The following is a 22,443-nucleotide window of genomic DNA, read 5'->3' as shown; positions in this document are numbered from 1 at the left end:
TCCGCTATGGCAATTGTGTAACCAGCGCATATGTTTGCCGCATGACCATGATGATCCCTTTTGACAATAGTTACGCCCGCCTGCCGGAGGGGTTTTTTGCGCGGCAGGCTCCTGTACCGGTCCGCGCGCCGAATTTGATCGCGTTTAATACCAATCTGGCAAAGCTATTGCGGATAACGCCCGATGAGGCTGAAGAGATGGCGCGGGCGTTTGCGGGAAATATCGTTCCGGAAGGTGCGGAACCCTTGGCGCAGCTGTATTCCGGGCACCAGTTCGGTACCTATAACCCCCAGCTTGGGGATGGACGTGCAGTCCTGTTGGGCGAGACCATCGGCGCAGATGGGGTCAGGCGGGATATTCAGCTGAAAGGCTCGGGCCAGACGCCGTTTTCGCGCCGGGGCGACGGGCGCGCCTGGCTGGGGCCGGTGTTGCGCGAATATGTCGTGTCTGAGGCGATGCATGCGCTGGGCATTCCGACGACACGCGCCCTGGCGGCGGTCGAGACCGGTGAGATCGTGTTACGGGAAGGTCCGATGCCCGGTGCGATCCTGACGCGCGTGGCGCAGAGCCATTTGCGCGTGGGTACCTTTCAGGTTTTTGCCGCCCGAGGACAGTTGGACCATCTGCGAAAGCTGACAGACTATGCTATTCAGCGTCACTATCCGGACGCACAAGGTCCGATGGGATTGCTGCGTGCTGTACGCGATGCGCAGGCGCGACTGATTGCCCAGTGGATGAGCGTTGGATTTATTCACGGGGTGATGAATACGGACAACAGCTCGATCGCGGGTGAAACCATAGATTATGGACCTTGCGCCTTTATGGATTCCTATCATCCGAATACGGTGTTCAGCTCGATTGACCGGATGGGGCGTTATGCCTATTCGAACCAGCCTGAGATTGCGGTCTGGAATCTGGCGCAATTGGCGACTGCATTGATCCAGCAGTTCGAAGACAAAGACGCGGCGGTTGAAGAAGCTACCGAAATTGTCCATGCCATGCCTGACCTGATGCAAGAGCATTGGTTGAAGCGGTTCCGGACCAAGATCGGATTGGTTCGAGCTGAGGACGGAGACCTTGAACTGATCTCGGACCTGCTGGTGCGGATGGCGCAGAATCAGGCGGACTTTACCAACACGTTTCGTGCGCTGGGCGGTGATCATGCGCGGGATCAGTTCACTGATCCTGTCGCGTATGACGAATGGGCTGAAGGATGGCGCGCGCGGTTGCAGCGCGAAGATACTCCTGACGTTGTAATGAGTGCTGCAAATCCGGCTTTCATTCCACGCAACCACCGGATTGAGCAGATGATACAGTCGGCCGTTCAGGGAGATTACGCGCCATTCCATCGTTTGAACGACGTTTTGTCACGACCCTACGAGGATCAGTCCGATGCGGTTGATCTGACACGCCCTCCATCCGAGAGCGAAGTGGTTCATGCCACGTTCTGTGGTACCTGACTGCGGCCCAAAAGCTCGAACTGCAGGCAGGTTTCGGACTGTTCAATGGGCAGCGCTGGAGAAATCCAGCCGCTGTCTGCCAACATTACGGATTCGCGCTTGAGCTGGATTTCACGACCTGCCTCAGATTTCAGATAGGTACCGGATGTGCTGCGGTCTGACAGGATCAGCTTGCCATCCTTGATACTGAGAACAGCATGCAGGCGCGACACCCATGGTTGGGACAGCACGACGTCGCAATCTTGTGACCGGCCAATTGCCAGCTCGCCGTTCTCGTGGCAGCGCCATGAGCGCTCCCCATGGCTAAGCAAAAGGGTCAAACGTTCCGCTGGCTTCCAGTGATCTTCGGTCCGGCCATGGGACAGTGGCAATCTGGTTTGCGTGAACGGGTCCATGTCCGGGTTCATCAAGGAATAGACCATGAACCGCTCTGTCAAACCTTTGAGGTTGAGTTGCCCAAGCGGTTTGAGAATCTGGCGCAAGTTTTCCTGTAGCATCGTCGCGACGCCATTGCTGACACAGGCTTCTCCTGGGTTGGCGGCTGTGGCAAGACGGGCGGTCACATTCACCGCTTCGCCATAAACACCTTTTTCGGCGATGACGATCGGCCCGCAATGTACACCAACATGCACCGACAGTGAGGTTTCCGGGGACTGTTCGATCAGACCCATCGCTGCATTCAACGCCGCGTTTGGATCCAGGAAAAAGCTTAGAACATCATCCCCTTTCTGGCCAACTTGTGTGCCGCCATGGGTTGCAAGTACGCGACGTAGCCGATCAAGCTCCATTTGGATAAGGCGCTGCGCTTCGCCTTCGCCCACTGCTTTGTACAATGGGGTGCTCCCTGAAATGTCTGCGATTACCAGGGTGGCGAATGTTGTATTCACGTTTGATCCTTAGTTTGGCTTTACGGGCACTTTACCCATAGAGATGCACGTGTACACGATATTTGCGTTTTGGTAGAGCGCATTGTGGTAAAAGCAATTTTAAGTTGATTGGTGGTGATTGAACCAAAGCAATCTATCTGGTTCCTGCAGGAATTTCATGTTGCACTAGGCGCTGAGCGTGGCACTCTTAGTGTTTGAGTAAACATCGGAATCCCATGGTCCTTCAGTCAACACTGCGTCTAGCCAGTTACAACATTCAGAAATGTGTGGGACTCGACTTCCGGCGGCAACCGCAGCGGATATTGCAGGTTATTGAGAGTATGCAGGCGGATATTGTTGTGCTGCAGGAGGCCGATAAACGTTTGCCACCGCGCCCTGCCGCGTTGCCGCATTTCATGTTGGACGAAGCCGGCTGGCAGATTGTCGATCTGGGTGGTGCGGGCAGTCTGGGTTGGCACGGCAACGCCGTCATCTGGCGTGGAGACACAATTGCGGTGCGCCGGACAGGGCATCACGAGTTGCCGGGGCTGGAGCCGCGTGGTGCTGTGCGGGTCGAGTTTGATACACAGATCGGGCCCTTGCGGGTGATGGGGATGCATCTGGGATTATTGCCCGCGTCGCGACGCCAGCAAATCAACCATATCAAGCGCTGTGACTCCGATCTTGAGGATATGCCCACCGTCTGGGCCGGCGATTTCAACGAATGGTCGCGACAACCGGTTCTGGATCATCTGGCTCCGGACATGAGGTTTTTGCCGCCCGTACCCAGCTTTCCGGCTGCACAGCCATTGGGCGCGCTGGACAGGATCGCAGTGGGACAGGGGCTTGAGGCAGCATTGCATGGGGTGCACGATGCGCGACCGGCGCACATCGCGTCTGACCATTTGCCGGTTTGGGCCGATTTGCGACGCGCTGCCTGATGCGTAAATCCTGTGTGGCGCAAGGCACTCAGACATACTATGACAGAGTTTCGAACAGTTCCGGGGGTCACCATGTCCGATACGATTATCGCTCGTTGCGAAGCCAAGGGCCTGCGCATGACCGGTCAACGCCGGACCATCGCCCAGGTATTGCAGCAGAGCGAGGATCACCCGGATGTGGAAGAGCTGTATGCCCGTGCCTCGGCAGAGGATTCGGGGATTTCGATCGCAACGGTCTATCGCACCGTTAAGCTGTTCGAAGAGGCCGGGATATTGGAGCGATTGGAGTTCGGTGATGGCCGCGCGCGATACGAGGACGCAGAGCGCGATCACCACGATCACCTGATCGACATGCAGTCAGGCGAGGTGATCGAATTCGTAGACCCCGAGATTGAAGCACTGCAAGAAAAGATTGCGGCCAAGCTTGGGTATAAGCTGAAAGGCCATCGCTTGGAATTGTACGGCGTACCGCTGGAAAAAGACTAACTCATCACGAAAATCGATTGGTCGGCGTACGGGAAATCATCGAACATGTCACAATACTGCTTGCGACGTCGTGAAGGTTACGATTTTTGTGCTGGAAGGACTCGCAAGTTAGCGGTCAATTCCAATGGAAACGCGCATGAACAACGTAAACGGCATTTTGCTGATCATCGGCTCGATGGCAGCCTTCGCGCTTGAGGACATGTTCATCAAGTACCTTTCGGTTAGTGCCTCAACCGGGCAGATCATGATCGTGTTGGGTCTGTTCTGCGGAACCGTGTTTGCAATCATGTCGTTGGTGACACGTAAACGCATTTTCGACCCTGTCGCGTGGGAACCGCTGCCACTGCTTCGGGCAGGGACCGAGGCTTTTGGAGCGCTGAGTTTTGTGACCGCTTTGTCATTGGTCGATCTGTCGACCGTAGCTGCGGTTTTTCAAGCGATGCCGCTATTCGTCACGATGGGGGCTGCGCTGTTTCTGGGCGAGCAGGTCGGCTGGCGTCGTTGGAGCGCCATCGGCATTGGCTTTGTCGGCGTCTTGATGATCATTCGCCCCGGGCTCGAAGGTTTCCAGCCAGAATCTCTGTTTGTTTTGGTTGCGGTTGTTGCGATCGCGGCGCGTGATCTGATCACTCGCAGGCTGGATGTTCGTGTAGCCTCGTCGGTCGTCGCATTGCAGGCCTATATCGGAGTGGCGCTGGCTGGTGCGGCCCTGATGGTGTTCACAGCACAGCCCATCGTGCCGCTGCAGCCTGCGCAGATCGGGCCTTATCTGGGTGCCATCGGGTTCGGCGTATTAGGCTATTATGGCATCGTTACCGCGATGCGGATTGGTGAAGCTTCAGCGCTGACGCCGTTTCGGTATACCCGGTTGGTGTTTTCGATCATGGCCGGGATGCTGATGTTCGGCGAACGCCCTGACAGCATGACGCTGGCCGGTGCAGGTCTGATTATCGGATCAGGTTTGTATACCTTCATTCGAGAACGTCAGCTGGCGCGGGCACTGGCAGTGGCCTAAGCACCCGCTACCTGTTGGCGCAAACAGCAAACTGTTAGCCCTAAAGGCCGAAAAATATACGTGTTAGCGATAACGGAAACGGTTTACTTTTTGCCGCGTGCTGCTATGAGGCATGCAACTGTTGGCATCATCGGGACCCATATCATGAGCACGATCATCGACATCCACGCACGCGAAATTCTGGACAGCCGGGGTAACCCGACGGTCGAGGTGGACGTGATTCTGGAAGACGGCACTATGGGCCGCGCTGCCGTGCCCTCGGGCGCGTCAACCGGTGCCTATGAGGCAGTGGAAAAGCGTGATGGCGACAAGGCCCGCTATATGGGCAAGGGCGTGCTGGAAGCGGTCGCTGCCGTTAACGGTGAGATAGCCGAAGAACTGGTGGGCTTTGATGCGACTGAGCAGGTGGCCATTGATCAGGCGATGATTGAACTCGACGGGACAGAGAACAAGGGCCGTCTGGGTGCGAACGCCATTCTTGGTGTCTCTCTGGCGACGGCCAAGGCGGCGGCGGATTTCACTACGCAGCCTCTGTATCGCTACGTAGGCGGTACTTCGGCTCGTGTATTGCCAGTGCCGATGATGAACATCATCAATGGTGGAGAACACGCCGATAACCCGATCGACATTCAGGAATTCATGATCATGCCGACCTCGGCCGCAAATATCCGCGAGGCGGTGCGCATGGGGTCAGAAGTGTTCCATACGCTTAAAAAAGAGCTGTCGGCCGCTGGTCTGGCCACCGGCGTGGGTGATGAAGGCGGTTTTGCGCCCAATATCGCCTCGACCCGTGAGGCGTTGGATTTCATCCTCAAGTCCATTGAAAAAGCGGGCTACAAGCCGGGTGAGGAAATCCATTTGGCGCTGGATTGCGCGGCCACGGAGTATTTCAAGGACGGTAAATACGTTCTGGCGGGCGAGGGCATCTCGCTGACATCCGACGAAAACGCCGCTTATCTGGCCGCATTGGTCAACGATTACCCGATCATCTCGATCGAAGACGGTATGTCCGAAGATGACTGGGATGGCTGGAAGGCCCTGACCGACGCCATCGGTGACAAGGTGCAGCTGGTCGGCGACGATCTGTTCGTGACCAATCCGGCGCGTCTGGCCGAAGGAATCGAGCGTGGCTGTGCGAACTCGATGCTGGTCAAGGTGAACCAGATCGGTTCGCTGACCGAGACCCTTCGTGCCGTCGATATGGCCCACCGCGCGCGATACACCAACGTAATGTCGCACCGCTCGGGCGAGACCGAAGACGCCACGATTGCCGATCTGGCGGTCGCGACAAACTGTGGCCAGATCAAAACTGGCTCGCTGGCGCGCTCGGACCGGTTGGCGAAATATAACCAGTTGATCCGTATTGAGGAATCGCTGGGCGAGATCGCGGAATATGCGGGTTCGTCTATCCTGAAACGCTGATCTGCGTCTCTACATTTGGACTTGAATGGGCCTCGGCGTCATCGCCGGGGCTATTTTTTCTTTGTCTTGTCGTCGTTCCGTCTAATCTGTGTGAGATAGGCCATCACGCGGTGGTCGATGGGAGAGGACGTCATATGAGCCATCTTAAACTCATCGTGGGTGCAGTTTCGCTGTTGATCTCGCCTCAGTTGGTGTTGGCTGATCTACCGCCAGAGGCAGTGTGTCAGAAGATGGTGGAAGGCGATCCCAGCGGGCAGATCACGATGGAGGAATGTCTGTGTACTTATAACGTCGCCGATACGGTGCTGGACGATGACATCAAAGCCCTTTTGTTCGACTCCTGGTACACCGGCGAGAACATAACCGAGCAGCTCAACGCGCTGCCGCAGCCCAAGCGGGTGCCAAGGCAACTGAAAACCATGGAACAGACGTTCAACAAGAATTGCCTCTAAGCTAGAATATTCCGACATAAAAATCATTATGTGTGAACTTGTTCCTATTGCGGCGGAACAAGCCCCGATATTCTGCCTGTATTGCAGAAAGGGGGACAATATGTCTGCTTCAAAGATCTTTCTTGTAATTTCAATGCTTTCCGTCGGGCTTCTGGCCGCTTGCTCGGAGCCGGGGACCTATCCGATCACGGGGATGGAGGTCTCGCAGGATGATCCGGTGCAGGACATGGTGAATCCCGCTGTGATCTTCCGGGGTGAATCGCGCTAGAGCAATTTGCTCATCAGCATGTAGCGCTCGCGCGGTTTGAAACCCGACCGGAGATAAAGCTTCTGCGCGGTTTCGTTGGTGCGGTCGACCTCAAGATGCAGGGCGGTCAGGCCAGCTTCGGCTAGCGCTTTGGGGAGATCGTGTAGCACTTCGGTTGCGATACCCCGGCCTCGGACAGCAGGGCGGATGTAAATCTCATCCACAAATGCGTCCATGCCACCAAACTCGACCGACCAGCCGAATGTGAGGATGACATAGCCCAGCGGCGCTCGGCCCGGCCCGATCAGGTAGATGCAGCCATGCGGTATGCCATCCAGCAAAGGGGCAAGCGCGTTGCGGCGCTTCTCGTCATCCTGCGCGATGCCGGATTCCGAATGAAACGCTGCGACCAGTGCCATCAGGCGATCCAGATCGTCGGGACGGGCGAGGCGGAGTGCGGCAGTCATAGGCGGGCAAGCCTTTCTGTAAGCAGGTCGAAGAAACCCTGAGCGTCCACGTCGCCTATGAACATGGCATTTGGTGCGCGGTCGGTGACTCGCCACCAGTCGGCCACGGTCATGCCCAAAGTCAGTTCTGATTGGGTTTCGATCTCAACATTGATGTGGCGGCCCGAGAACAGATTGGGCCGGATCAGATAGGCGGTCACGCAGGGGTCGTGCAGGGGCGCGCCTTCCGAGCCGTATTTTTCTTTGTCGAAGCGTTCGAAGAAATCGGTCATTTCTGCCACCGCATGACCGACCTTGCTGTCCAATGCTCGGAATGCATCGTTGCGATGGGGCGTGACCAGTGCGCCATGAGTCACGTCGAGCGGAATCACCACGATGTGGATGCCGGATTTAAACACGATATCAGCCGCTTCCGGGTCGACATAGATGTTAAATTCCGCAGCTGGAGTTATATTTCCAACTTCGAAATAAGCACCTCCCATCAGCACGATTTCCTGCACCCGGTCGATGATGTCGGGTGCTTTCTGGAACGCTGTGGCGATGTTCGTCAGCGGCCCCAGAGGGCAGAGCGTCACCGTGCCGGGTTCATGCGCGCGCAGGGTTTCGATGATGAAATCGACCGCGTGTCCTTCGGCCAGAGGCATTTCAGGATCGGGGAGAACAGGACCGTCGAGCCCGGTTTTGCCATGAACATGTTCAGCAGTGACAAGCGGGCGTTTCAGCGGTCGGTCGCATCCGGCATAGACGGGGATATCGGTATGGCCCGCCAATTCACACACGATGCGTGCATTCTTGGCGGTTAGTTCCAGCGGAACGTTTCCGGCGACGGCGGTGATGCCCAGAACCTCGATCTCTTCAGGGCTGGCAAGGGCGAGAAGTATCGCAACGGCGTCGTCCTGACCGGGATCGGTATCGATGATGATTTTACGGGGCATGGGGGTCTCCGAGGGCCGTGAAGGTGGGACACTCGCAAGTGTCGCGGGACTTGTCTAGCCGAATTACGTGTCTGCCGGAGCATTCACCGGCGGGAGTTTGCCATTGGCGCGGTGCTCCTCGAATTTCACCTCATCCCACAGCGCATCCATTTCGGCCAGATCGCTTTGGGTGGGCGTTTTTCCGCGTTTAGCCAGCCGGGCTTCGACCTTCTCGAAACGGCGGGTAAACTTCGCGTTTGTGCGGCGCAGGGCAGCCTCGGGTTCGATGCCTAAGTGGCGGCCGAGGTTGACGATAACGAACAGCAGATCACCGAATTCATCTTCCAGCGCATCGGCATCCATGCTGTCGCGCGCCTCTTCCAGTTCGGCGGCCTCTTCGGTGATCTTTGCCAGCACATGGCTGGCGTCGGGCCAGTCAAAGCCCACACGCGCGGCACGTTTCTGCAGTTTATGCGCACGTAGCAAAGCAGGCAGGTTGGCGGCGACGCCGTCCAGTGCGCCTTTCTGTTCTTTGCCCGCGCGTTCGGCGGCTTTGATGGTCTCCCAATCCTTCGTCTGTTGGTCGGCGGACTTGTCACGGGATTCGTCACCGAACACATGCGGGTGGCGGTCAACCATCTTGTCCGACATGGTGCGCACTACGTCCTGAAAGGTGAAATGCCCAGCCTCTTCAGCCATTTGCGCGTGGAAGACGGATTGGAACAGCAGGTCACCCAGCTCCCCTTTCAACTCGTCATAGGCCTTGCGTTCGATGGCATCAGCGACCTCATAGGCTTCTTCAATCGTATAGGGCGCGATGGTGGCGAAATCCTGTTCGATATCCCAAGGGCAGCCGGTTTCCGGATCGCGCAGACGACGCATGATTTCCAGCAAACGCTCGATACCCGCATCGGTATCGTGGATCAGAGGATTTTCGGCCATTGCGAACCCTTTCGTTCCGGTGTCAGATGCATCCATCCCGCAGTCAGGATCAGGAGTCCACCCCAGATGCCCGTCGTCAACCGAATTGCCGATTACGCCGCCGATATGGCCAAGTGGCGCCAACACCTTCACACCATCCCCGAACTGGAATTCGAATGCTATGAGACCGCTGCATTCGTGGCCGAGCGTCTGCGCGAGTTTGGCGTGGATGAACTGCACGAAGGGATCGCCAAAACAGGCATGGTCGCGATCATCAATGGGCAGGGCGAGGGTCCGACGATTGGTCTGCGTGCCGATATGGATGCGCTGCCGATTACCGAGGAGACGGGCGTTGACTACGTCTCGAAGAACCCCGGCATGATGCATGCGTGCGGTCATGACGGGCATACCACCATGCTGTTAGGAGCAGCGCGCTATCTGGCTGAGACGCGGAATTTTGCGGGTCGCGTTGCGCTGATCTTTCAGCCCGCCGAGGAAGAAGGTGGCGGCGCGGGCGTCATGGTCGAAGAAGGCATTATGGATCGGTTCGATATCTCTCAGGTCTATGGCATCCACAATACTCCGGGTCGGCCTGAGGGTCTGTTCGAAACCACGCCGGGGCCTTTGATGGCGGCGGTGGATACGTTTGAGATTCATATTCAAGGTGTTGGCGGCCACGGGGCCATGCCACACGAAACGAAAGACCCGGTGATGGCGGCCTGCGGGATGGCGCAGGCAATCCAGACAATTGTCAGTCGCAATCACTATGCGCTTGACGATCTGGTGGTATCGGTGACGCAGATTCACACCGGAACGGTGAACAATGTCATTCCCGACACCGCTTATTTGAACGGCACTGTCCGCACCTTTGATCCTGTAGTGCAGAAAATGGTCAAAGAACGGATGGCGCAGATTGTGGCAGGGCAGGCGGCCTCGTACGGTGTTGAGGCCAAACTGGAGTATCAAGAGGGTTATCCTGCCACCATCAATGATGCCGACAAGGCCGCGTTTGCGGCCGAAGTGGCGCGGGATGTTTCCGGTGCGGAAAGTGTGAAGGATAATGCTGGACGCGAGATGGGGGCAGAGGATTTTTCATATATGCTGCAGGCCCGACCCGGTGCTTATCTGTTCATGGGACAAGGAGAGGGCGCAGGACTGCACCATCCGAAATACAACTTCAATGACGACGTCGCGCCGATCGGAGCGTCCTTCTTTGCGCGGATCGTCGAAAAGGCACAGCCGTTGGGCTGACAGGGAAAAGACATGGCACTGGAAGATGCAAAGAACCAGGTGGATGAGGCGTTCACCAACCCCGATCTCAAGGGGCTGTCCTATGAGAACACCTTTGGCGGCGCGACCTCATTCCTGCGGCGGCTTTATACCAAAGACCTGACCGGGGCAGATATCGCTGTAACAGGCGTGCCTTTCGATCAGGCCGTCACCAACCGCCCGGGAACCCGGCTCGGCCCTCGTGCGATCCGCGAGGCCAGTGCGTTGCAATCGCCTGATGCGCCTTATGGCTGGCCTTTTGATGCTCTGAGTGAGCTGGCCATCGTGGATTATGGCGACATGGCCTATGACTATGCCAATATCCCGGCTTTTCCTGACACGCTGACCGACCACATCCGTACCATTCTGAAGGCCGATGTCGCTTCGGTCACGCTGGGCGGGGATCATTATGTCAGCTTCCCGATCCTCAAAGCTTATGCCGAGAAATATGGGCCGATGTCGCTGCTGCAATTCGATGCGCATACGGACACCTGGGCCGATGATGATATGTCCCGCGTGGATCACGGGACGATGTTCTACAAGGCCGTGAAATCGGGGATCGTGGACCCGAAACATTCGGTTCAGGTGGGGATACGCACCACAAATGAGGACACGCTAGGCGTCAACATCATCGATGCGCGCGAGGTTTACGAATCCGGACCCGCCGCTGTGGCGCAGAAGATCAAAGGGATATTGGGCGACAGACCCGTTTATCTGAGCTTTGACATAGACGGTCTGGACCCGGCTTTTGCCCCGGGCACCGGGACACCGGTCTGGGGTGGGCTGAGCTCCATTCAGGCGCAAATCATCCTGCGGGACATTGCCGGGATCAACATCAAAGGTGGCGATGTGGTCGAGGTCTCTCCGCCATACGATACCTCCGGTGCAACGGCGATTGCGGGGGCCCATGTGGCGACGCAGATCATTTGCCTGTTGGGGTGGAACAAGCTGGTGAAGCCTTAACCTTTGGTTAGGCATAATCCCGGTATCTGCTTGGTAAGGCACCGGATCGGAGACAGTACATGACCGAATATAACCAACCCATTGGAGGCAATGATCTGGCGCGGTTTTCGGGGCCGAATACATTCATGCGCCTGCCGCAGGCGTCGTCGCTTGAAGGGCTGGACGTGGCGATCCTCGGGGTTCCGATGGATATCGGCACTTCTTGGCGGTCGGGCACTCGGTTCGGACCCAAGCAGATCCGCAGCGAAAGTGCGATGATACGGCCCTATAACATGGCCAATGGCGCGGCACCGTTCGAACATCTGCAGATCGCGGATATTGGAGATTTGGCGATCAACACCTTCTCGCTGGCTGATAGTCTTAAGATCATCAAGGGCAGCTATGACGGCATTCTGGCGCAAGGCGTCATCCCGGTGGCAATGGGAGGTGATCATTCGATCACTTTGCCGATCCTGCGGGCGATGGCGGCCAAGCATGGTCCAGTGGCTCTGGTCCATGTGGATGCCCATGCTGATGTCAATGACGAGATGTTTGGCGAGAAAGAGACCCATGGCACCGTCTTTCGACGAGCCTACGAGGAAGGGTTGATCGTGCCCGACAAGACCTTCCAGATCGGCATTCGCGGCTCGGGCTATGCCGCCAGCGACTTTACCGAGGCGCAGGGCTGGGGCTTTCGCCAGTACCCGGCGTGGGAGCTGTGGCAACAGAACCTGACCGAAATCGGCTCACTTATCCGCAAGACGGTCGAGGATCATCCGGTTTATATCACCTACGATATCGACAGCCTCGACCCGGCTTATGCGCCCGGCACCGGCACGCCCGAGATCGCGGGTCTGACGACGCCACAGGCGCTGCAACTGATCCATGCGCTGGCGGGCATGAACGTGGTTGGCTGCGATCTGGTCGAGGTCTCTCCGCCCTATGATCCGTCGGGCAATACGGCGCTGACGGCAGCAAATCTGCTGTTCGAGATGCTGTGCATTCTGCCGGGCGTGACGCCACGATAGGGGTGTTGGTCGCCCTCGGACCGGGTAGGCTTTGCGCAAAGGGATCGAAGGGCAGATGAAAATGGTGCTTTGGCTGTTGATTTCGGTGGGCATTGCGATGGGTGCATATGTTCGCCTTGCGCCGTCTGACCCAACGCGCTGGCATGTTGCCCCCGAAGGATTGGATCGAGATTTTAGGAACGGCGTAGTGCGGGTCGTTGAGGCAGCCCCGGAAGCGATGGAGCAACTCGATCATATCGCCCGCTCGACGCCGTGCACGACCGTGCTGGCAGGTTCGATCGAAGAGGGAATGATAACTTATGTCATCCGTTCCATGGTATTCGGGTTTCCCGACTACACCACCGTTCAGCATGACGGGGATAAGCTGCGCATCTATGCGCGCTCAAGATTTGGTCGGAAAGATTTCGGCGTCAATCGACAGCGGGTCACCCACTGGCTTGCTTTGCTGCAACCCTGACGACAAACACCCCTCCTGCACCTCACGCCACATGGGCACGTTCAACGACATCTGGCATTGGGCCATGAACATGCGGCCGTCGACCTGCAGGCAGATCATCTCTCCCAATTCGACGCGGGTGCCTGATTTGTCGGTGCAATAGCAGTCCTGCACCTTGCCCCCGGGGCCAATAACGTCGGCCATACCAGGAGTTGCAACAAGTGTCAGGGCCAGGATCAGTTGTTTCATGCGCTAAGCCTAGCACAAGGCAAGGCCTTGACCAAAGCCCCCGGATGATAGACACCGCGCGGATGATCCCCGAAGAACGCCTAGAACAGATCACCCAGCGATTCCAATATCTCGAAGCGGCCATGGCTGATGGCGCATCGGGCGGAGATATTGCGGCCTTGGCTAAAGAATACTCGGACCTCAAGCCGGTGGTTGATCAGATCATGTCATGGCGTTTGTTGGTCTCCGATTTGGCCGAGGCCGAAGCGATGCTGGCCGACCCAGACATGAAAGAGCTGGCCGAGGAGGAAATTCCCGAACTGCAGGCGCGAATCCCCGAGGCCGAACATGCCTTGCAGCTGGCATTATTGCCCAAAGACGCGGCGGATGCGCGCCCGGCGATGCTGGAGATACGGCCCGGTACAGGTGGCGATGAGGCGGCTCTGTTCGCCGGAGACCTGCTGCGGATGTACCAGCGATACTCCGAGGCGCGTGGCTGGCAGTTTGAAATCATCGAGGAACAGGCCTCGGATCTCGGCGGGATCAAAGAAGTAGTGGCTCATATCAAGGGCGACAACGTCTTTGCGCGGATGAAATATGAATCTGGCGTGCATCGGGTACAGCGTGTGCCCGAAACCGAAAGCGGCGGGCGTATTCACACTTCGGCAGCGACCGTCGCGGTTTTGCCCGAGGCTGAGGATGTAGACATCCAGATCGACGCGAATGACATCCGCATCGACACGATGCGCAGTTCCGGCGCGGGTGGGCAGCACGTTAATACGACGGATTCGGCGGTGCGGATCACGCACCTGCCCAGCGGTATCGTGGTGACCAGCTCTGAGAAATCGCAACATCGCAACCGTGAGATTGCGATGCAGGTGCTGAAAACGCGCCTTTACGATCTGGAGCGGCAGCGGATCGACAGTGAGCGGTCAGCGGATCGCGCCAGCCAAGTGGGCTCGGGTGACCGGTCGGAACGGATCAGGACTTATAATTTCCCACAGGGTCGTATGACGGATCACCGCATCAACCTGACGCTCTATAAGCTGGATCAGGTGATGCAGGGCGATCTGGATGAGGTGATTGATGCGCTCACCGCAGATGATCAGGCCCGGCTGCTGGCCGAGATGGCGCAATGATTGCGGCACTGACAGCTGCGCAGGCCATGGTAGCGGCCACCGCGCGTTTGCGCGCGGCAGGGGTGCCCGATCCGGCACGGGATGCGCGGGTGCTGCTGGCCCATGCGGCACGGATCGAGGCCAGCCGTGTGACGCTGATCGCACCCGAGGAACTGCCCGTTGATATCGCAGAGCGCTATGACCAGTTGATTTCTCTTCGTGCCATCCGGGTGCCGGTGTCGCACCTTCTGGGCGAGCGCGAATTCTATGGTCGTCGGTTCCGGGTCAGCCGTGATGTACTTGACCCTCGTCCAGAAACCGAAGCTTTGATCGAAGCAGCTCTAAGTGAACCGTTCGATCATGTTCTGGACCTGGGCTTGGGCACGGGCTGTATCTTGATTACCTTGCTAGCTGAACGGGCGAGCGCCTCGGGCGTCGGGGTGGATTTGAGCGAAGCGGCATGCCTGCAGGCCAGCGCCAATGCTGTTCAGCATCAAGTTCAGGCGCGTTTGGAGATTCGGCGGTCGGATTGGTTTGAAAACATTCAGGGGCAATTTGACCTGATTGTTTCGAATCCGCCCTATATTTCGGCGGAAGAAATGAATGAACTTTCGCCGGAAGTACGTGAGCATGAGCCGCGCATGGCTTTGACGGATGAGGGCGACGGATTGGACGCGTACCGTCGTATAGCGGCCTCGGCCCCAGATTATCTGATGCCTGGCGGGCGTATTTTGGTAGAAATCGGTCCAACACAAGGCACTTATGTCTCAGCGTTATTTGATGCCGCCGGACTGACGCGCACGCAGGTGATCCCTGACCTGGACGGGCGTGACCGGGTTGTAGGGGCAAGAATGCCACCATCCAGGGGAATCTGAAGCTGAAAAATGCCGATTGATGTAAAAAAGCTGCGACAATTGCGAGAATCCTCTTGTCTGAGCGCTCAGGACATGTTTACTCAGGATTAGTCGGCGAGGTTGACGCTGTTTCAGCGCACCCCTGACGCCAAGCCCAAAAAGTCGATAGCGCGTAACGGCACAAAGCCACTGAGCAGCGTTAGATACGGGTTGATCGACAGTGAATTGATAAGGCTGACGTAAAGTAAGATGAGATCTTCCAAATCCCGCTCGCGGGCCAAGAACAACCGCAATCGTCCTTCTGGCGGCAACGTCGTAAACCGAGTTTTCGACAGCTCGGGTCCTGAGGGCAAAGTGCGTGGCACACCGCAGCAGATCATTGACAAATACAACCAACTGGCGCGCGACGCACAGCTGTCGAATGACCGTGTGGCGGCTGAGAACTTTCAGCAACACGCCGAGCATTACCTGCGCATGCTGAGCGAGGCGCAGCGCGAGATCGAAGCGCGCCGCGAAGAGCAAGAGCGCCAGAACCGCGAACGGCAAGCTGAACGTGACCGTGAGCGTGCCGAACGTCAGGAGCGCGAAGCGGCTCGTCAGGCGGACCCCGCCGAAGCTCCGCAACCTGATGTGATGGATTTCGCCTCGGCCGAACCGACACCTGAAAGCGGGTTGGTCGAGACACCCGAAAGCAAAGGTGCCGAAGCTCCGGCTCAGGAGAAGAAGGAAAAGCCGGCGCGTAAACCGCGGGCGCGCAAGCCCAAAGCACCGCCTGCAGCTGAGGATACGCCCGCCGATACAGGCGACGCACCAGAAGCGGCCGAATAAGATCGGCTCACGCCGACAAAAGCCCCGAGGTTTTGACCCGGGGCTTTTTATTGCGATCAGGGTTTCTGAATTTCGCGAGCCAAGGCACAGAAAGCTTCCAGTGGAATCTGCTCGGCGCGCTCAGTGGGTTTGATACCAGCGGCAAGCAGGCGGTCTTCGATATCCGGGGCCGTACCTTTGAGCGAGGCACGCAGCATCTTGCGACGTTGATTAAAGGCCGCAGCGACCACACGGGACAGGGTGCGGGCGTCCGCTGGATACCGGGGCTCGGGCAACGCCGTCAGGTGAACCACCGCGCTGGAGACCTTCGGTGGAGGTGTGAACGCTCCAGGCGGCAGGGACATCGCGATGCGCGCTTCGGCCCGCCATTGGGCGAGGATGGCAAGGCGGCCATAGGCCTTGCTGCCGGGTTGGGCCACGATCCGCTCGGCCACTTCGCGCTGGAACATAAGGGTCAGGCTTTGCCAGAAAGGCGGCCAGTCGGGCGGGGTGAGCCAGCGGACCAGAAGCTCGGTCCCGACATTATAAGGTAGGTTCGCGGCCACGAGAATCGGAGGCGTCAGATGGGCCAATGGATCGATTTCCAGCGCATCACCGTTGATGACCTCGAGCCTGCCGGGATAAGCGGCGGCAATATCGTTCAAGGCTGCGATGCAGCGGGTGTCTTTTTCAACGGCCACGACCTTGCGCGCGCCCTCGGACAGCAGCCCACGGGTCAGACCACCGGGGCCGGGGCCGATTTCAAGGACATCGCATTGAGTCAGGTCCCCGGCTTGCCGCGCGATCTTGGCGGTCAGGTTGAGGTCGAGCAGGAAGTTCTGACCCAGCGATTTGCGGGCCGAGAGCTGATGGGTGGCGATAACCTCGCGCAGCGGGGGGAGGGAGTCGATGGCGCTCATGGCTTTATCGTTGTTCGGATTGGATTTGGTGCGCCAGATATTTTTTGCCTCCGGCGGGGATATTTTTGGCCAGATGAAGCATTAGCGGGATTGCGCCATCTTCTGGGCCAGTCTGAGTGCTTCGATCAGGCTGGTTGGGTTTGCGATCCCTTGGCCTGCAATGTCCAAGGCCGTGCCGTGATCCGGCGAGGTCCTGACAAAGGGCAGGCCCAGCGTCACGTTTACACCTCGGTCGAAATCCAGCGTTTTGATCGGGATCAGCGCCTGGTCGTGATACATCGCTATCGCCGCATCGTAGCGCGCACGTGCCGCGGCGTGGAACATGGTATCGGCGGGGTGCGGGCCGGTCACCGAATAATCACTGGAGGAGAAATCGGTGATCAGCGGCGCGATCCAGTCGAGCTCCTCAGTCCCCATCTTTCCCTCTTCGCCCGCGTGGGGATTCAATCCAGCCACGGCGATTCTAGGATTGGGGATGCCAAACTGGTCGCGCAAACCCCGTGCGGTGATCTCGATCGTTTCACGCAAAACTTCTGGAGTGAGCGCGCTTGTGACTTGCGATAGCGGAATATGGATGGTGGCTGGTACCACCCGCAACTGATCGCTCGCGAGCATCATCACGACGCGCGACTGTCCCGCCAGTGAGGCTAGGAATTCGGTATGTCCCGGAAATGCAAATCCAGCCCCATCGATCAGTGCCTTCTTGTGGATCGGTGCTGTACAAAGCGCCGATGCTGCACCGGATTGGACCAACTCGACACCCCGTTCAATAGCATCAACGACAGCGGGCGCATTTTTGGCTTCGGGATGTCCGGGTGTATTTATAGACGAAAACTCGACATGCAGAACGGGCAGGGCAGTGGCGCTTGCTGCAAGGGCTTCTGCTGGGTCGGATATCCGAGTGATCGGAGTGCCTGCCGGGAGGTGCGAGGCATCGCCGATATAGAAGAACGGGCATTCATCGCGCAATGATTGCCAGGCTTTGGCCGCGATCTCGGGGCCTATTCCTGCAGGTTCGCCGCAGCTGAGTGCGATAGGTAGTGTCATTGCTCGATGATGACGGCTTCGGCTCGGAGCTGTTCCAGCAGGCTGTCAGCAAGAGCCTGCAAGCGTTGTTGTGTCAGCGCGTTGGCTACGTCCACTCGGGTCGTTTCTTCACCCAGATCGCGGGTTCTGTTGCACAGCATCAGGAACATCAGCGTCTGACCGTTGTTTCGTGTCAGTGCAGTTGAAACCTCATTTGGATCAAGTTTGGCCAGTTCCAATGCGACATCGCGTGGTATCTCGGACGGTTTAGCGGTGATACGATCAAGAATATCCGGCGACTGACCCTTGGCCAATCCATAGAGATCATCGCAGGTGTCGACCTCTTCCTTGAGTTTGGTGGCTTTTGCGAGCGTATCTGTATTGCGGCCACCTGGGAGGGAATAGATGGCGTAGTCGATTTCGGAATATCGCGGCGCGCTGCCCGCTGTTTCACGGATACCCCTCATCTGGAATAGCGCCACAGCGTTTGGCAGAGCAAGCGGATCGGTAATCTCGCCGTTTTTCAGGCCCAGGATGACCGGCTGCAGAGCGGGTGGCAGATTTGTGATCGAAAGCCATTCGAGCCGCCCGCCATTTTCACGTGTAGCCGCTGCTGAGTACTGTGTTGCGGCGGCCGAAAAGCTCTCCTGATCAGGGAGCAATGCAATTTCGTCGGCCAGAGCCTCAGCTTGAGCCAGTGTTTGCGGGGTTACTGGAATGATGATTTCTGACAATAAAACCTGCAAGCCGCCGCCGCCGCCCTGTCCCAGTGCGCGATTGATTTCATCCTCGCTTGGCCGGGCCTGCGACAAAAAGCGAGTGGCGACATAATCCCGCCAGGATAATTGGTCGGCCACGAAATCCCGTACGGTTTCCGTGGAAACTCCCTCTTCGTTCAGTAGTCTTAGAAACTCGTCCGTGCTCAGGTTGCCGCGTGAGGCGAATTCATCAATTCCAGATTGAACATCTTCTGGCGTCGCCTGTATCCCGGCATCACGCATGGCCTGTTTACGCAGCCTGTCATCGATAAGTGCATTGCGGACTTCTGTTTCGGAACTGCCGGGGATACCCAGAAGATCCAGAAACTGTTGGCGCTGTTGCAGTTCATACCAAGTGACAATGTCTTGATTGACCCGGATTGCAGGAGAGAAAAGGCTTTGACTCTGGGCCGGGGGTGTCGCCAGGGCAACAAACGCGGCGGCCAACACCAGCAGGACCGAATTACGATAGCCTGAGCGAAGAGATTTTGTGAAACCTGAGATCAACTGCATCTTCTCTTAAACTTTTGTCCATTGCCTTCGACGGAGTACCCTGTCAGGGCTACGGTAAAGCCGAATTCCGTCGAAGGCTCAATACTTGATGTGGAGGTAAAGCGTCTGTTGACGTTCACATTCACCTGCACGCACTCATTCTCGTAGGTCAAACCAAACCCCAGGCGGAGTGGCTCAGATTCGCTGAAATCATAGCGCGCGCTGGCGCGGGTCAGCCAGTTCTGATCCACGCGATAGCGACCCGATACGCGCAGCTCTGATATTTCGTCATTATTAGCTTCAGCCGGGTCCGGTTCCAGCCAGATATAGCCGCCAGATAGTGCCGTATCTCCTTTGACCCACGCTGCGCGCAACTCAGCTTTCGTAAAACTGAAGTCATTATTCAGCAGTCCACGTGCCGCCAGTGTCAAACCTTTGCCATTGTTAAGTTGACCGGCCAAAAGAATGTCCGATTTGGTCCCCTGCAATCCTGATGTCAGCGTGAAATCCGGATCGGCGTCAGACCGAAAAACTTGCCCAATTGTTGCGAGCGCACGCCAACCATCAGCGTTGTAGCGGGACCAATTCAAGCCAACCACGGCGGTTGTGCCATCTTCACGCCGGTCAGGCGCAGGAAATCGCGAAAGTGCCAGCAGATTGCCCTGATCGAGCTCTTGAAATGTGCTTTCGTCGTTGGGCACATCGTTATCTGAAACATGTGTCCAGCCGATTTGTGCAATAGGTTCTAGGATTTGCGTCGCGCCAGATTGCTCGCGTCGCAACATTGGGTAGCGCAAAGTAAAGGCCGCGCGCGGCGTCGAGCGCGTCACATTGTTCGGATAACTGCTGTCATTTCTGATGTTGAACGTGTCAATCGCCGCGCCCAACTGGGCCTCGGCACGTAGCCCGGTTGCGAAAGTCCAGTTGCGCAGCCATTCTGCGTCAAAAGTCGCGCGGGCGACATCGCGCCCAACAATATCCTCATCGCTGGTGCGAGTGTGAGTGTGGCCAAGAAAGGCCAGTTGAACTTCGCCTCCGAGGGCTTTGGGAAATAAACGTTTTCGATAGTTAAGGTCGAAGATACGCGATGGGATCTCGTCCTGATCTTCGCTATCCCGCAGAGTCTTATAGTGGATGAAGCCGGTCCTGAATGCAGTGTCGCGTTTTATCCTTTCAAGGGCGATCTCGCTGCGGAGGCGATCAAAATCGGGCAGGCCATAGTCGGCCAGATACGAGTCGTCCGAGGTTGTTTTGATGTCAAACGTCAGTCGATAGCTGTTTCCCAGGCTGAAGCGACCATCTGCAAAGAGGTACCCGCGATCTTTGCCAGGTCGAAGATCGTCTCGCGTATAGGCGCCTCTTAATCGGATGCGACCGAATTTGAACGCCTGTCTGTACCGAAATCCGAGGGTGCGGGTTTTGGATGACAGATAGGGCGTCAGCGTCAGGTCTTTGTGATCCCCGATCTTGAAGAAATAAGGGACCTGTATGCCAGTATCCAACTGTGAGGTCGTGCGGATTGATGGCACCAGGAAACCTGTCGCGCGTTCGAGAGTTGGATCGGGCAGGCGCAGGGTAGGGAAATAAAAGACAGGTACATCCAGAATGCGGAACTGGGCGCCTTCGAAATACAGCTGCCTTTCGAGCTGATCATGCGTGACTTTGCGTGCGCGAATTTGCCAGATCGGTGGGGTGCCGTTTGCGCAGACATGACATGAGGTTGCCGCCACTTTGCTGAACTGTGTGTATCGCCCCGCCGCACGGGTAGCTTGGACCGAAGCGATCTGAACCTGCTGCTCAAATACCATACGCGCGCCCATCAACAGGCCATTCTGGATGCCGCTATCCAATTGTGCAGAATCGGCCAGCAATGTGCTGTCCCCACCTTGATCGATCCGGATCGGGCCGACCAGAGTCAGCTCACCTGTTTCACGATCATAGGTGACGCTTTGGGCTGTGAGTTTCACGTCGCCCTGAAAAGCTTCGACATTTCCTTCGGCGACCAGTTTGCGGTCCGGGGTGATGAAAATCTCATCGGCCACAAGTAGGGCTGGTTGATTTTGCTGAGTCGCACCGGTGTCGTTGGTGGCGCCTGGCACTTCCGACTGTGCCATAGCAACAGTAGGCAGGGACAGGATCAATGCGGTCGAAAGTAGTAAGGAGAGGATAGGGCGCATCAGCCGTCCTCCGCATGAAGCAAAAGACCCAGTGACAAAAGGATACCCGCAAAAGGTGGAGCCCAGGCCGCAACAAGGATCGGCAATTGTCCGTTCTCGCCAAGAATTTGCGCAAAGTTTCGAATGAAATAAATGCCGAACCCCAGCAAAACGGCAGTTAGTACAGCAACACCCGTGCCACCAAACCGGACATGGCGCATTGTAAAGGCCGCACCGATCAAGACCATTGAGACCAGAAACAACGGCCGCGCAAGTTGTACCTGCAACCAGACTTCATACTGTTTGGTGGAAAATCCGGCCTCTTCCAGATCTCGGATCAATTGCGGCAGGTCGTAGACGGATACCGAATCCTGCTGTCCTAAAGTGTCCAGAATCCGATCTCGTGTCAGCGTTGTTGGGAGGTTCAGTACCTCGTGCGTGCTGGAATTTGCTTCGGGGTTGAGGTCATCCTGAATAGGCCAGATCTTGGCCTGATGCAGGGTCCAGAACCCATCCTCAAGATCGGCCTGTTGGGCTGAAATTTGTTGGTTCGGTTTACCGTCGGGTGCGAATGTGGTGATGGTTACGTCTTTCAAGGCGAACCTGTCTCCGTTGACCGTGCCCGTTGCGTGGATCACCGACTGGCCATTGGCTGAACCCTGGCGCAGCCATAGCCCTTCGCGGCTGATCGAAAGGGCCGAACTGCCTTGGTTTCGGTATCCATCCGACAGACGCTGAAATTCTTCTGAAGTGGCGGCGGCAATTGGGTTCAGCAAAGCAACCGCGAGTGTTCCAATTGTCAACGCCAGCAATACCGGGGCCAGTAGCGCGCGGATTCCAGACCGGCCGATGGCTCGGGTCACGACCAATTCGGAACTGCGGGCAAGGCCAACGAACAAAGCAATAGTGGCCAAGATCATCAAAAGGGGTAGCATCTCGCTAATCGCGGCGGGCGTGTTGAGAAGCGTCAACTGCAATAGCTGACCGAAGGACAGGCCAGTACCATCGAACCGGCGCACCTGCTCGATCAGATCGATCAGGATCATCAAAGTCAGAAATATTCCGCCGATTATGAGAAAGCTTTGGATAAAGCGGCGGGCAAAATAGCGGTCGAGGATCACGCGCGTGTCCCCATCAGGCTCCGGCAAACGAGAATCACAGCCGGGCATGGATTCATGCGCGACGGCCTGTAGCTGCCGATTGATCTCACGTTATCTC

General features: G+C 57.2%; 24 protein-coding genes. 14 read left to right on the top strand and 10 right to left on the bottom strand.

Features of this window, described 5'->3' with window-relative positions; genetic code table 11:
* Positions 1–41 precede the first annotated feature (41 nt).
* Positions 42–1,460 (top strand): protein adenylyltransferase SelO, encoded by a 1,419-nt coding sequence (locus tag G7G_RS0108735; RefSeq protein ID WP_029621851.1) that lies wholly within the window; start codon positions 42–44, stop codon positions 1,458–1,460.
* Here the strand turns inward: G7G_RS0108735 and G7G_RS0108730 are convergent.
* A complete protein-coding gene (locus G7G_RS0108730) occupies positions 1,436–2,347 on the bottom strand; it encodes an adenylate/guanylate cyclase domain-containing protein (protein ID WP_083829000.1) in 912 nt (303 codons plus the stop codon). The two genes, G7G_RS0108735 and G7G_RS0108730, sit on opposite strands and share 25 nt — an antisense overlap.
* 215 nt (positions 2,348–2,562) lie before the next feature.
* Between G7G_RS0108730 and G7G_RS0108725 the strand changes: the two genes are divergently transcribed.
* The 6 genes from G7G_RS0108725 to G7G_RS24515 all read left to right on the top strand — a co-directional run bounded on the left by G7G_RS0108725 (position 2,563) and on the right by G7G_RS24515 (position 6,910).
* Positions 2,563–3,267, top strand: coding sequence for an endonuclease/exonuclease/phosphatase family protein (locus G7G_RS0108725; protein WP_029621850.1), 705 nt, complete (start codon positions 2,563–2,565; stop codon positions 3,265–3,267).
* Positions 3,268–3,339: 72 nt separating this feature from the next.
* Positions 3,340–3,753 (top strand): Fur family transcriptional regulator, encoded by a 414-nt coding sequence (locus tag G7G_RS0108720; protein WP_010440496.1) that lies wholly within the window; start codon positions 3,340–3,342, stop codon positions 3,751–3,753.
* Positions 3,754–3,889: 136 nt separating this feature from the next.
* Positions 3,890–4,768, top strand: a complete 879-nt coding sequence (locus G7G_RS0108715; RefSeq protein WP_010440493.1) for a DMT family transporter — start codon at positions 3,890–3,892, stop codon at positions 4,766–4,768.
* 144 nt (positions 4,769–4,912) lie between these two features.
* On the top strand, positions 4,913–6,190 hold the full coding sequence (gene eno, locus G7G_RS0108710) for a phosphopyruvate hydratase (RefSeq protein ID WP_010440487.1): 1,278 nt from the start codon (positions 4,913–4,915) through the stop codon (positions 6,188–6,190).
* A gap of 134 nt (positions 6,191–6,324) precedes the next feature.
* Positions 6,325–6,642: a hypothetical protein gene (locus G7G_RS0108705; RefSeq protein WP_010440485.1), complete on the top strand. Its 318-nt coding sequence runs from the start codon at positions 6,325–6,327 to the stop codon at positions 6,640–6,642.
* Positions 6,643–6,742: 100 nt separating this feature from the next.
* On the top strand, positions 6,743–6,910 hold the full coding sequence (locus tag G7G_RS24515; RefSeq protein ID WP_010440483.1) for a hypothetical protein: 168 nt from the start codon (positions 6,743–6,745) through the stop codon (positions 6,908–6,910).
* Here the strand turns inward: G7G_RS24515 and G7G_RS0108695 are convergent.
* The 3 genes from G7G_RS0108695 to mazG all read right to left on the bottom strand — a co-directional run bounded on the left by G7G_RS0108695 (position 6,907) and on the right by mazG (position 9,212).
* Positions 6,907–7,356 (bottom strand): GNAT family N-acetyltransferase, encoded by a 450-nt coding sequence (locus tag G7G_RS0108695; protein ID WP_010440479.1) that lies wholly within the window; start codon positions 7,354–7,356, stop codon positions 6,907–6,909. The two genes, G7G_RS24515 and G7G_RS0108695, sit on opposite strands and share 4 nt — an antisense overlap.
* Entirely contained in the window at positions 7,353–8,291 is a 939-nt protein-coding gene (locus G7G_RS0108690) for a nucleoside hydrolase (protein WP_010440475.1), read from the bottom strand. The genes G7G_RS0108695 and G7G_RS0108690 overlap by 4 nt, the downstream gene beginning before the upstream one ends.
* A 63-nt stretch (positions 8,292–8,354) precedes the next feature.
* Positions 8,355–9,212, bottom strand: coding sequence for a nucleoside triphosphate pyrophosphohydrolase (gene mazG / locus G7G_RS22860; RefSeq protein ID WP_037321041.1), 858 nt, complete (start codon positions 9,210–9,212; stop codon positions 8,355–8,357).
* A gap of 66 nt (positions 9,213–9,278) precedes the next feature.
* Between mazG and G7G_RS0108680 the strand changes: the two genes are divergently transcribed.
* From G7G_RS0108680 to G7G_RS0108665, 4 genes are read left to right on the top strand one after another with little or no spacing between them, the layout of a single operon-like run.
* The gene (locus G7G_RS0108680) at positions 9,279–10,442 is read left to right on the top strand and encodes a M20 aminoacylase family protein (protein ID WP_010440470.1); all 1,164 of its coding nucleotides are present in this window, start codon (positions 9,279–9,281) and stop codon (positions 10,440–10,442) included.
* 12 nt (positions 10,443–10,454) lie between these two features.
* On the top strand, positions 10,455–11,423 hold the full coding sequence (gene speB / locus G7G_RS0108675) for an agmatinase (protein WP_010440467.1): 969 nt from the start codon (positions 10,455–10,457) through the stop codon (positions 11,421–11,423).
* Between the two features lie 59 nt (positions 11,424–11,482).
* Positions 11,483–12,430: an agmatinase gene (gene speB, locus G7G_RS0108670; RefSeq protein ID WP_010440465.1), complete on the top strand. Its 948-nt coding sequence runs from the start codon at positions 11,483–11,485 to the stop codon at positions 12,428–12,430.
* A gap of 31 nt (positions 12,431–12,461) precedes the next feature.
* Entirely contained in the window at positions 12,462–12,887 is a 426-nt protein-coding gene (locus tag G7G_RS0108665) for a DUF1499 domain-containing protein (RefSeq protein WP_010440462.1), read from the top strand.
* Here the strand turns inward: G7G_RS0108665 and G7G_RS0108660 are convergent.
* Positions 12,813–13,115 carry a hypothetical protein gene (locus G7G_RS0108660; RefSeq protein ID WP_010440458.1) on the bottom strand — a complete coding sequence of 101 codons (303 nt, stop codon included), beginning with the start codon at positions 13,113–13,115 and terminating at the stop codon, positions 12,813–12,815. The genes G7G_RS0108665 and G7G_RS0108660 overlap by 75 nt on opposite strands.
* 62 nt (positions 13,116–13,177) lie before the next feature.
* Between G7G_RS0108660 and prfA the strand changes: the two genes are divergently transcribed.
* The 3 genes from prfA (at position 13,178) to G7G_RS0108645 (ending at position 15,894) form a co-directional block, all read left to right on the top strand.
* Complete coding sequence (gene prfA, locus G7G_RS0108655) at positions 13,178–14,233, top strand: peptide chain release factor 1 (protein WP_010440455.1); 1,056 nt, start codon at positions 13,178–13,180, stop codon at positions 14,231–14,233.
* Complete coding sequence (gene prmC, locus G7G_RS0108650) at positions 14,230–15,087, top strand: peptide chain release factor N(5)-glutamine methyltransferase (RefSeq protein ID WP_010440453.1); 858 nt, start codon at positions 14,230–14,232, stop codon at positions 15,085–15,087. The genes prfA and prmC overlap by 4 nt, the downstream gene beginning before the upstream one ends.
* A 228-nt stretch (positions 15,088–15,315) precedes the next feature.
* Positions 15,316–15,894 (top strand): DUF4167 domain-containing protein, encoded by a 579-nt coding sequence (locus G7G_RS0108645; protein ID WP_010440450.1) that lies wholly within the window; start codon positions 15,316–15,318, stop codon positions 15,892–15,894.
* Positions 15,895–15,950: 56 nt separating this feature from the next.
* Here G7G_RS0108645 and rsmA read toward each other — a convergent pair whose 3' ends face one another.
* From rsmA to lptG, 5 genes are all read right to left on the bottom strand, one after another.
* Positions 15,951–16,793: a 16S rRNA (adenine(1518)-N(6)/adenine(1519)-N(6))-dimethyltransferase RsmA gene (gene rsmA, locus G7G_RS0108640; RefSeq protein ID WP_010440447.1), complete on the bottom strand. Its 843-nt coding sequence runs from the start codon at positions 16,791–16,793 to the stop codon at positions 15,951–15,953.
* An 81-nt stretch (positions 16,794–16,874) separates the two neighbouring features.
* Positions 16,875–17,840 carry a 4-hydroxythreonine-4-phosphate dehydrogenase PdxA gene (gene pdxA, locus G7G_RS0108630; RefSeq protein ID WP_010440442.1) on the bottom strand — a complete coding sequence of 322 codons (966 nt, stop codon included), beginning with the start codon at positions 17,838–17,840 and terminating at the stop codon, positions 16,875–16,877.
* Positions 17,837–19,090 carry a peptidylprolyl isomerase gene (locus tag G7G_RS0108625; RefSeq protein ID WP_010440436.1) on the bottom strand — a complete coding sequence of 418 codons (1,254 nt, stop codon included), beginning with the start codon at positions 19,088–19,090 and terminating at the stop codon, positions 17,837–17,839. Before G7G_RS0108625 ends, pdxA begins: the two co-directional genes overlap by 4 nt.
* The gene (locus G7G_RS0108620) at positions 19,081–21,246 is read right to left on the bottom strand and encodes an LPS-assembly protein LptD (RefSeq protein ID WP_010440434.1); all 2,166 of its coding nucleotides are present in this window, start codon (positions 21,244–21,246) and stop codon (positions 19,081–19,083) included. Before G7G_RS0108620 ends, G7G_RS0108625 begins: the two co-directional genes overlap by 10 nt.
* Positions 21,246–22,346, bottom strand: a complete 1,101-nt coding sequence (gene lptG, locus G7G_RS0108615; protein WP_029621849.1) for an LPS export ABC transporter permease LptG — start codon at positions 22,344–22,346, stop codon at positions 21,246–21,248. The genes G7G_RS0108620 and lptG overlap by 1 nt, the downstream gene beginning before the upstream one ends.
* Positions 22,347–22,443: the final 97 nt, after the last annotated feature.

Source organism: Ruegeria conchae (genome assembly GCF_000192475.1).
Taxonomy (GTDB): domain Bacteria; phylum Pseudomonadota; class Alphaproteobacteria; order Rhodobacterales; family Rhodobacteraceae; genus Ruegeria; species Ruegeria conchae.
Note: the sequence above shows the minus strand (reverse complement) of the source record. Positions and strands in the feature narration are given on the sequence as shown.

What these genes read in the sequence shown, in the direction of transcription:
- G7G_RS0108735 (WP_029621851.1), top strand. Translation starts at nt 42, where the DNA reads ATGACCATGATGATCCCTTTTGACAATAGTTACGCCCGCCTGCCGGAG.
- G7G_RS0108725 (WP_029621850.1), top strand. Translation starts at nt 2,563, where the DNA reads ATGGTCCTTCAGTCAACACTGCGTCTAGCCAGTTACAACATTCAGAAA.
- G7G_RS0108720 (WP_010440496.1), top strand. Translation starts at nt 3,340, where the DNA reads ATGTCCGATACGATTATCGCTCGTTGCGAAGCCAAGGGCCTGCGCATG.
- G7G_RS0108715 (WP_010440493.1), top strand. Translation starts at nt 3,890, where the DNA reads ATGAACAACGTAAACGGCATTTTGCTGATCATCGGCTCGATGGCAGCC.
- eno (WP_010440487.1), top strand. Translation starts at nt 4,913, where the DNA reads ATGAGCACGATCATCGACATCCACGCACGCGAAATTCTGGACAGCCGG.
- G7G_RS0108705 (WP_010440485.1), top strand. Translation starts at nt 6,325, where the DNA reads ATGAGCCATCTTAAACTCATCGTGGGTGCAGTTTCGCTGTTGATCTCG.
- G7G_RS24515 (WP_010440483.1), top strand. Translation starts at nt 6,743, where the DNA reads ATGTCTGCTTCAAAGATCTTTCTTGTAATTTCAATGCTTTCCGTCGGG.
- G7G_RS0108695 (WP_010440479.1), bottom strand. Translation starts at nt 7,356, where the DNA reads ATGACTGCCGCACTCCGCCTCGCCCGTCCCGACGATCTGGATCGCCTG.
- G7G_RS0108690 (WP_010440475.1), bottom strand. Translation starts at nt 8,291, where the DNA reads ATGCCCCGTAAAATCATCATCGATACCGATCCCGGTCAGGACGACGCC.
- mazG (WP_037321041.1), bottom strand. Translation starts at nt 9,212, where the DNA reads ATGGCCGAAAATCCTCTGATCCACGATACCGATGCGGGTATCGAGCGT.
- G7G_RS0108680 (WP_010440470.1), top strand. Translation starts at nt 9,279, where the DNA reads ATGCCCGTCGTCAACCGAATTGCCGATTACGCCGCCGATATGGCCAAG.
- speB (WP_010440467.1), top strand. Translation starts at nt 10,455, where the DNA reads ATGGCACTGGAAGATGCAAAGAACCAGGTGGATGAGGCGTTCACCAAC.
- speB (WP_010440465.1), top strand. Translation starts at nt 11,483, where the DNA reads ATGACCGAATATAACCAACCCATTGGAGGCAATGATCTGGCGCGGTTT.
- G7G_RS0108660 (WP_010440458.1), bottom strand. Translation starts at nt 13,115, where the DNA reads ATGAAACAACTGATCCTGGCCCTGACACTTGTTGCAACTCCTGGTATG.
- prfA (WP_010440455.1), top strand. Translation starts at nt 13,178, where the DNA reads ATGATCCCCGAAGAACGCCTAGAACAGATCACCCAGCGATTCCAATAT.
- prmC (WP_010440453.1), top strand. Translation starts at nt 14,230, where the DNA reads ATGATTGCGGCACTGACAGCTGCGCAGGCCATGGTAGCGGCCACCGCG.
- G7G_RS0108645 (WP_010440450.1), top strand. Translation starts at nt 15,316, where the DNA reads ATGAGATCTTCCAAATCCCGCTCGCGGGCCAAGAACAACCGCAATCGT.
- rsmA (WP_010440447.1), bottom strand. Translation starts at nt 16,793, where the DNA reads ATGAGCGCCATCGACTCCCTCCCCCCGCTGCGCGAGGTTATCGCCACC.
- pdxA (WP_010440442.1), bottom strand. Translation starts at nt 17,840, where the DNA reads ATGACACTACCTATCGCACTCAGCTGCGGCGAACCTGCAGGAATAGGC.
- G7G_RS0108625 (WP_010440436.1), bottom strand. Translation starts at nt 19,090, where the DNA reads ATGCAGTTGATCTCAGGTTTCACAAAATCTCTTCGCTCAGGCTATCGT.
- G7G_RS0108620 (WP_010440434.1), bottom strand. Translation starts at nt 21,246, where the DNA reads ATGCGCCCTATCCTCTCCTTACTACTTTCGACCGCATTGATCCTGTCC.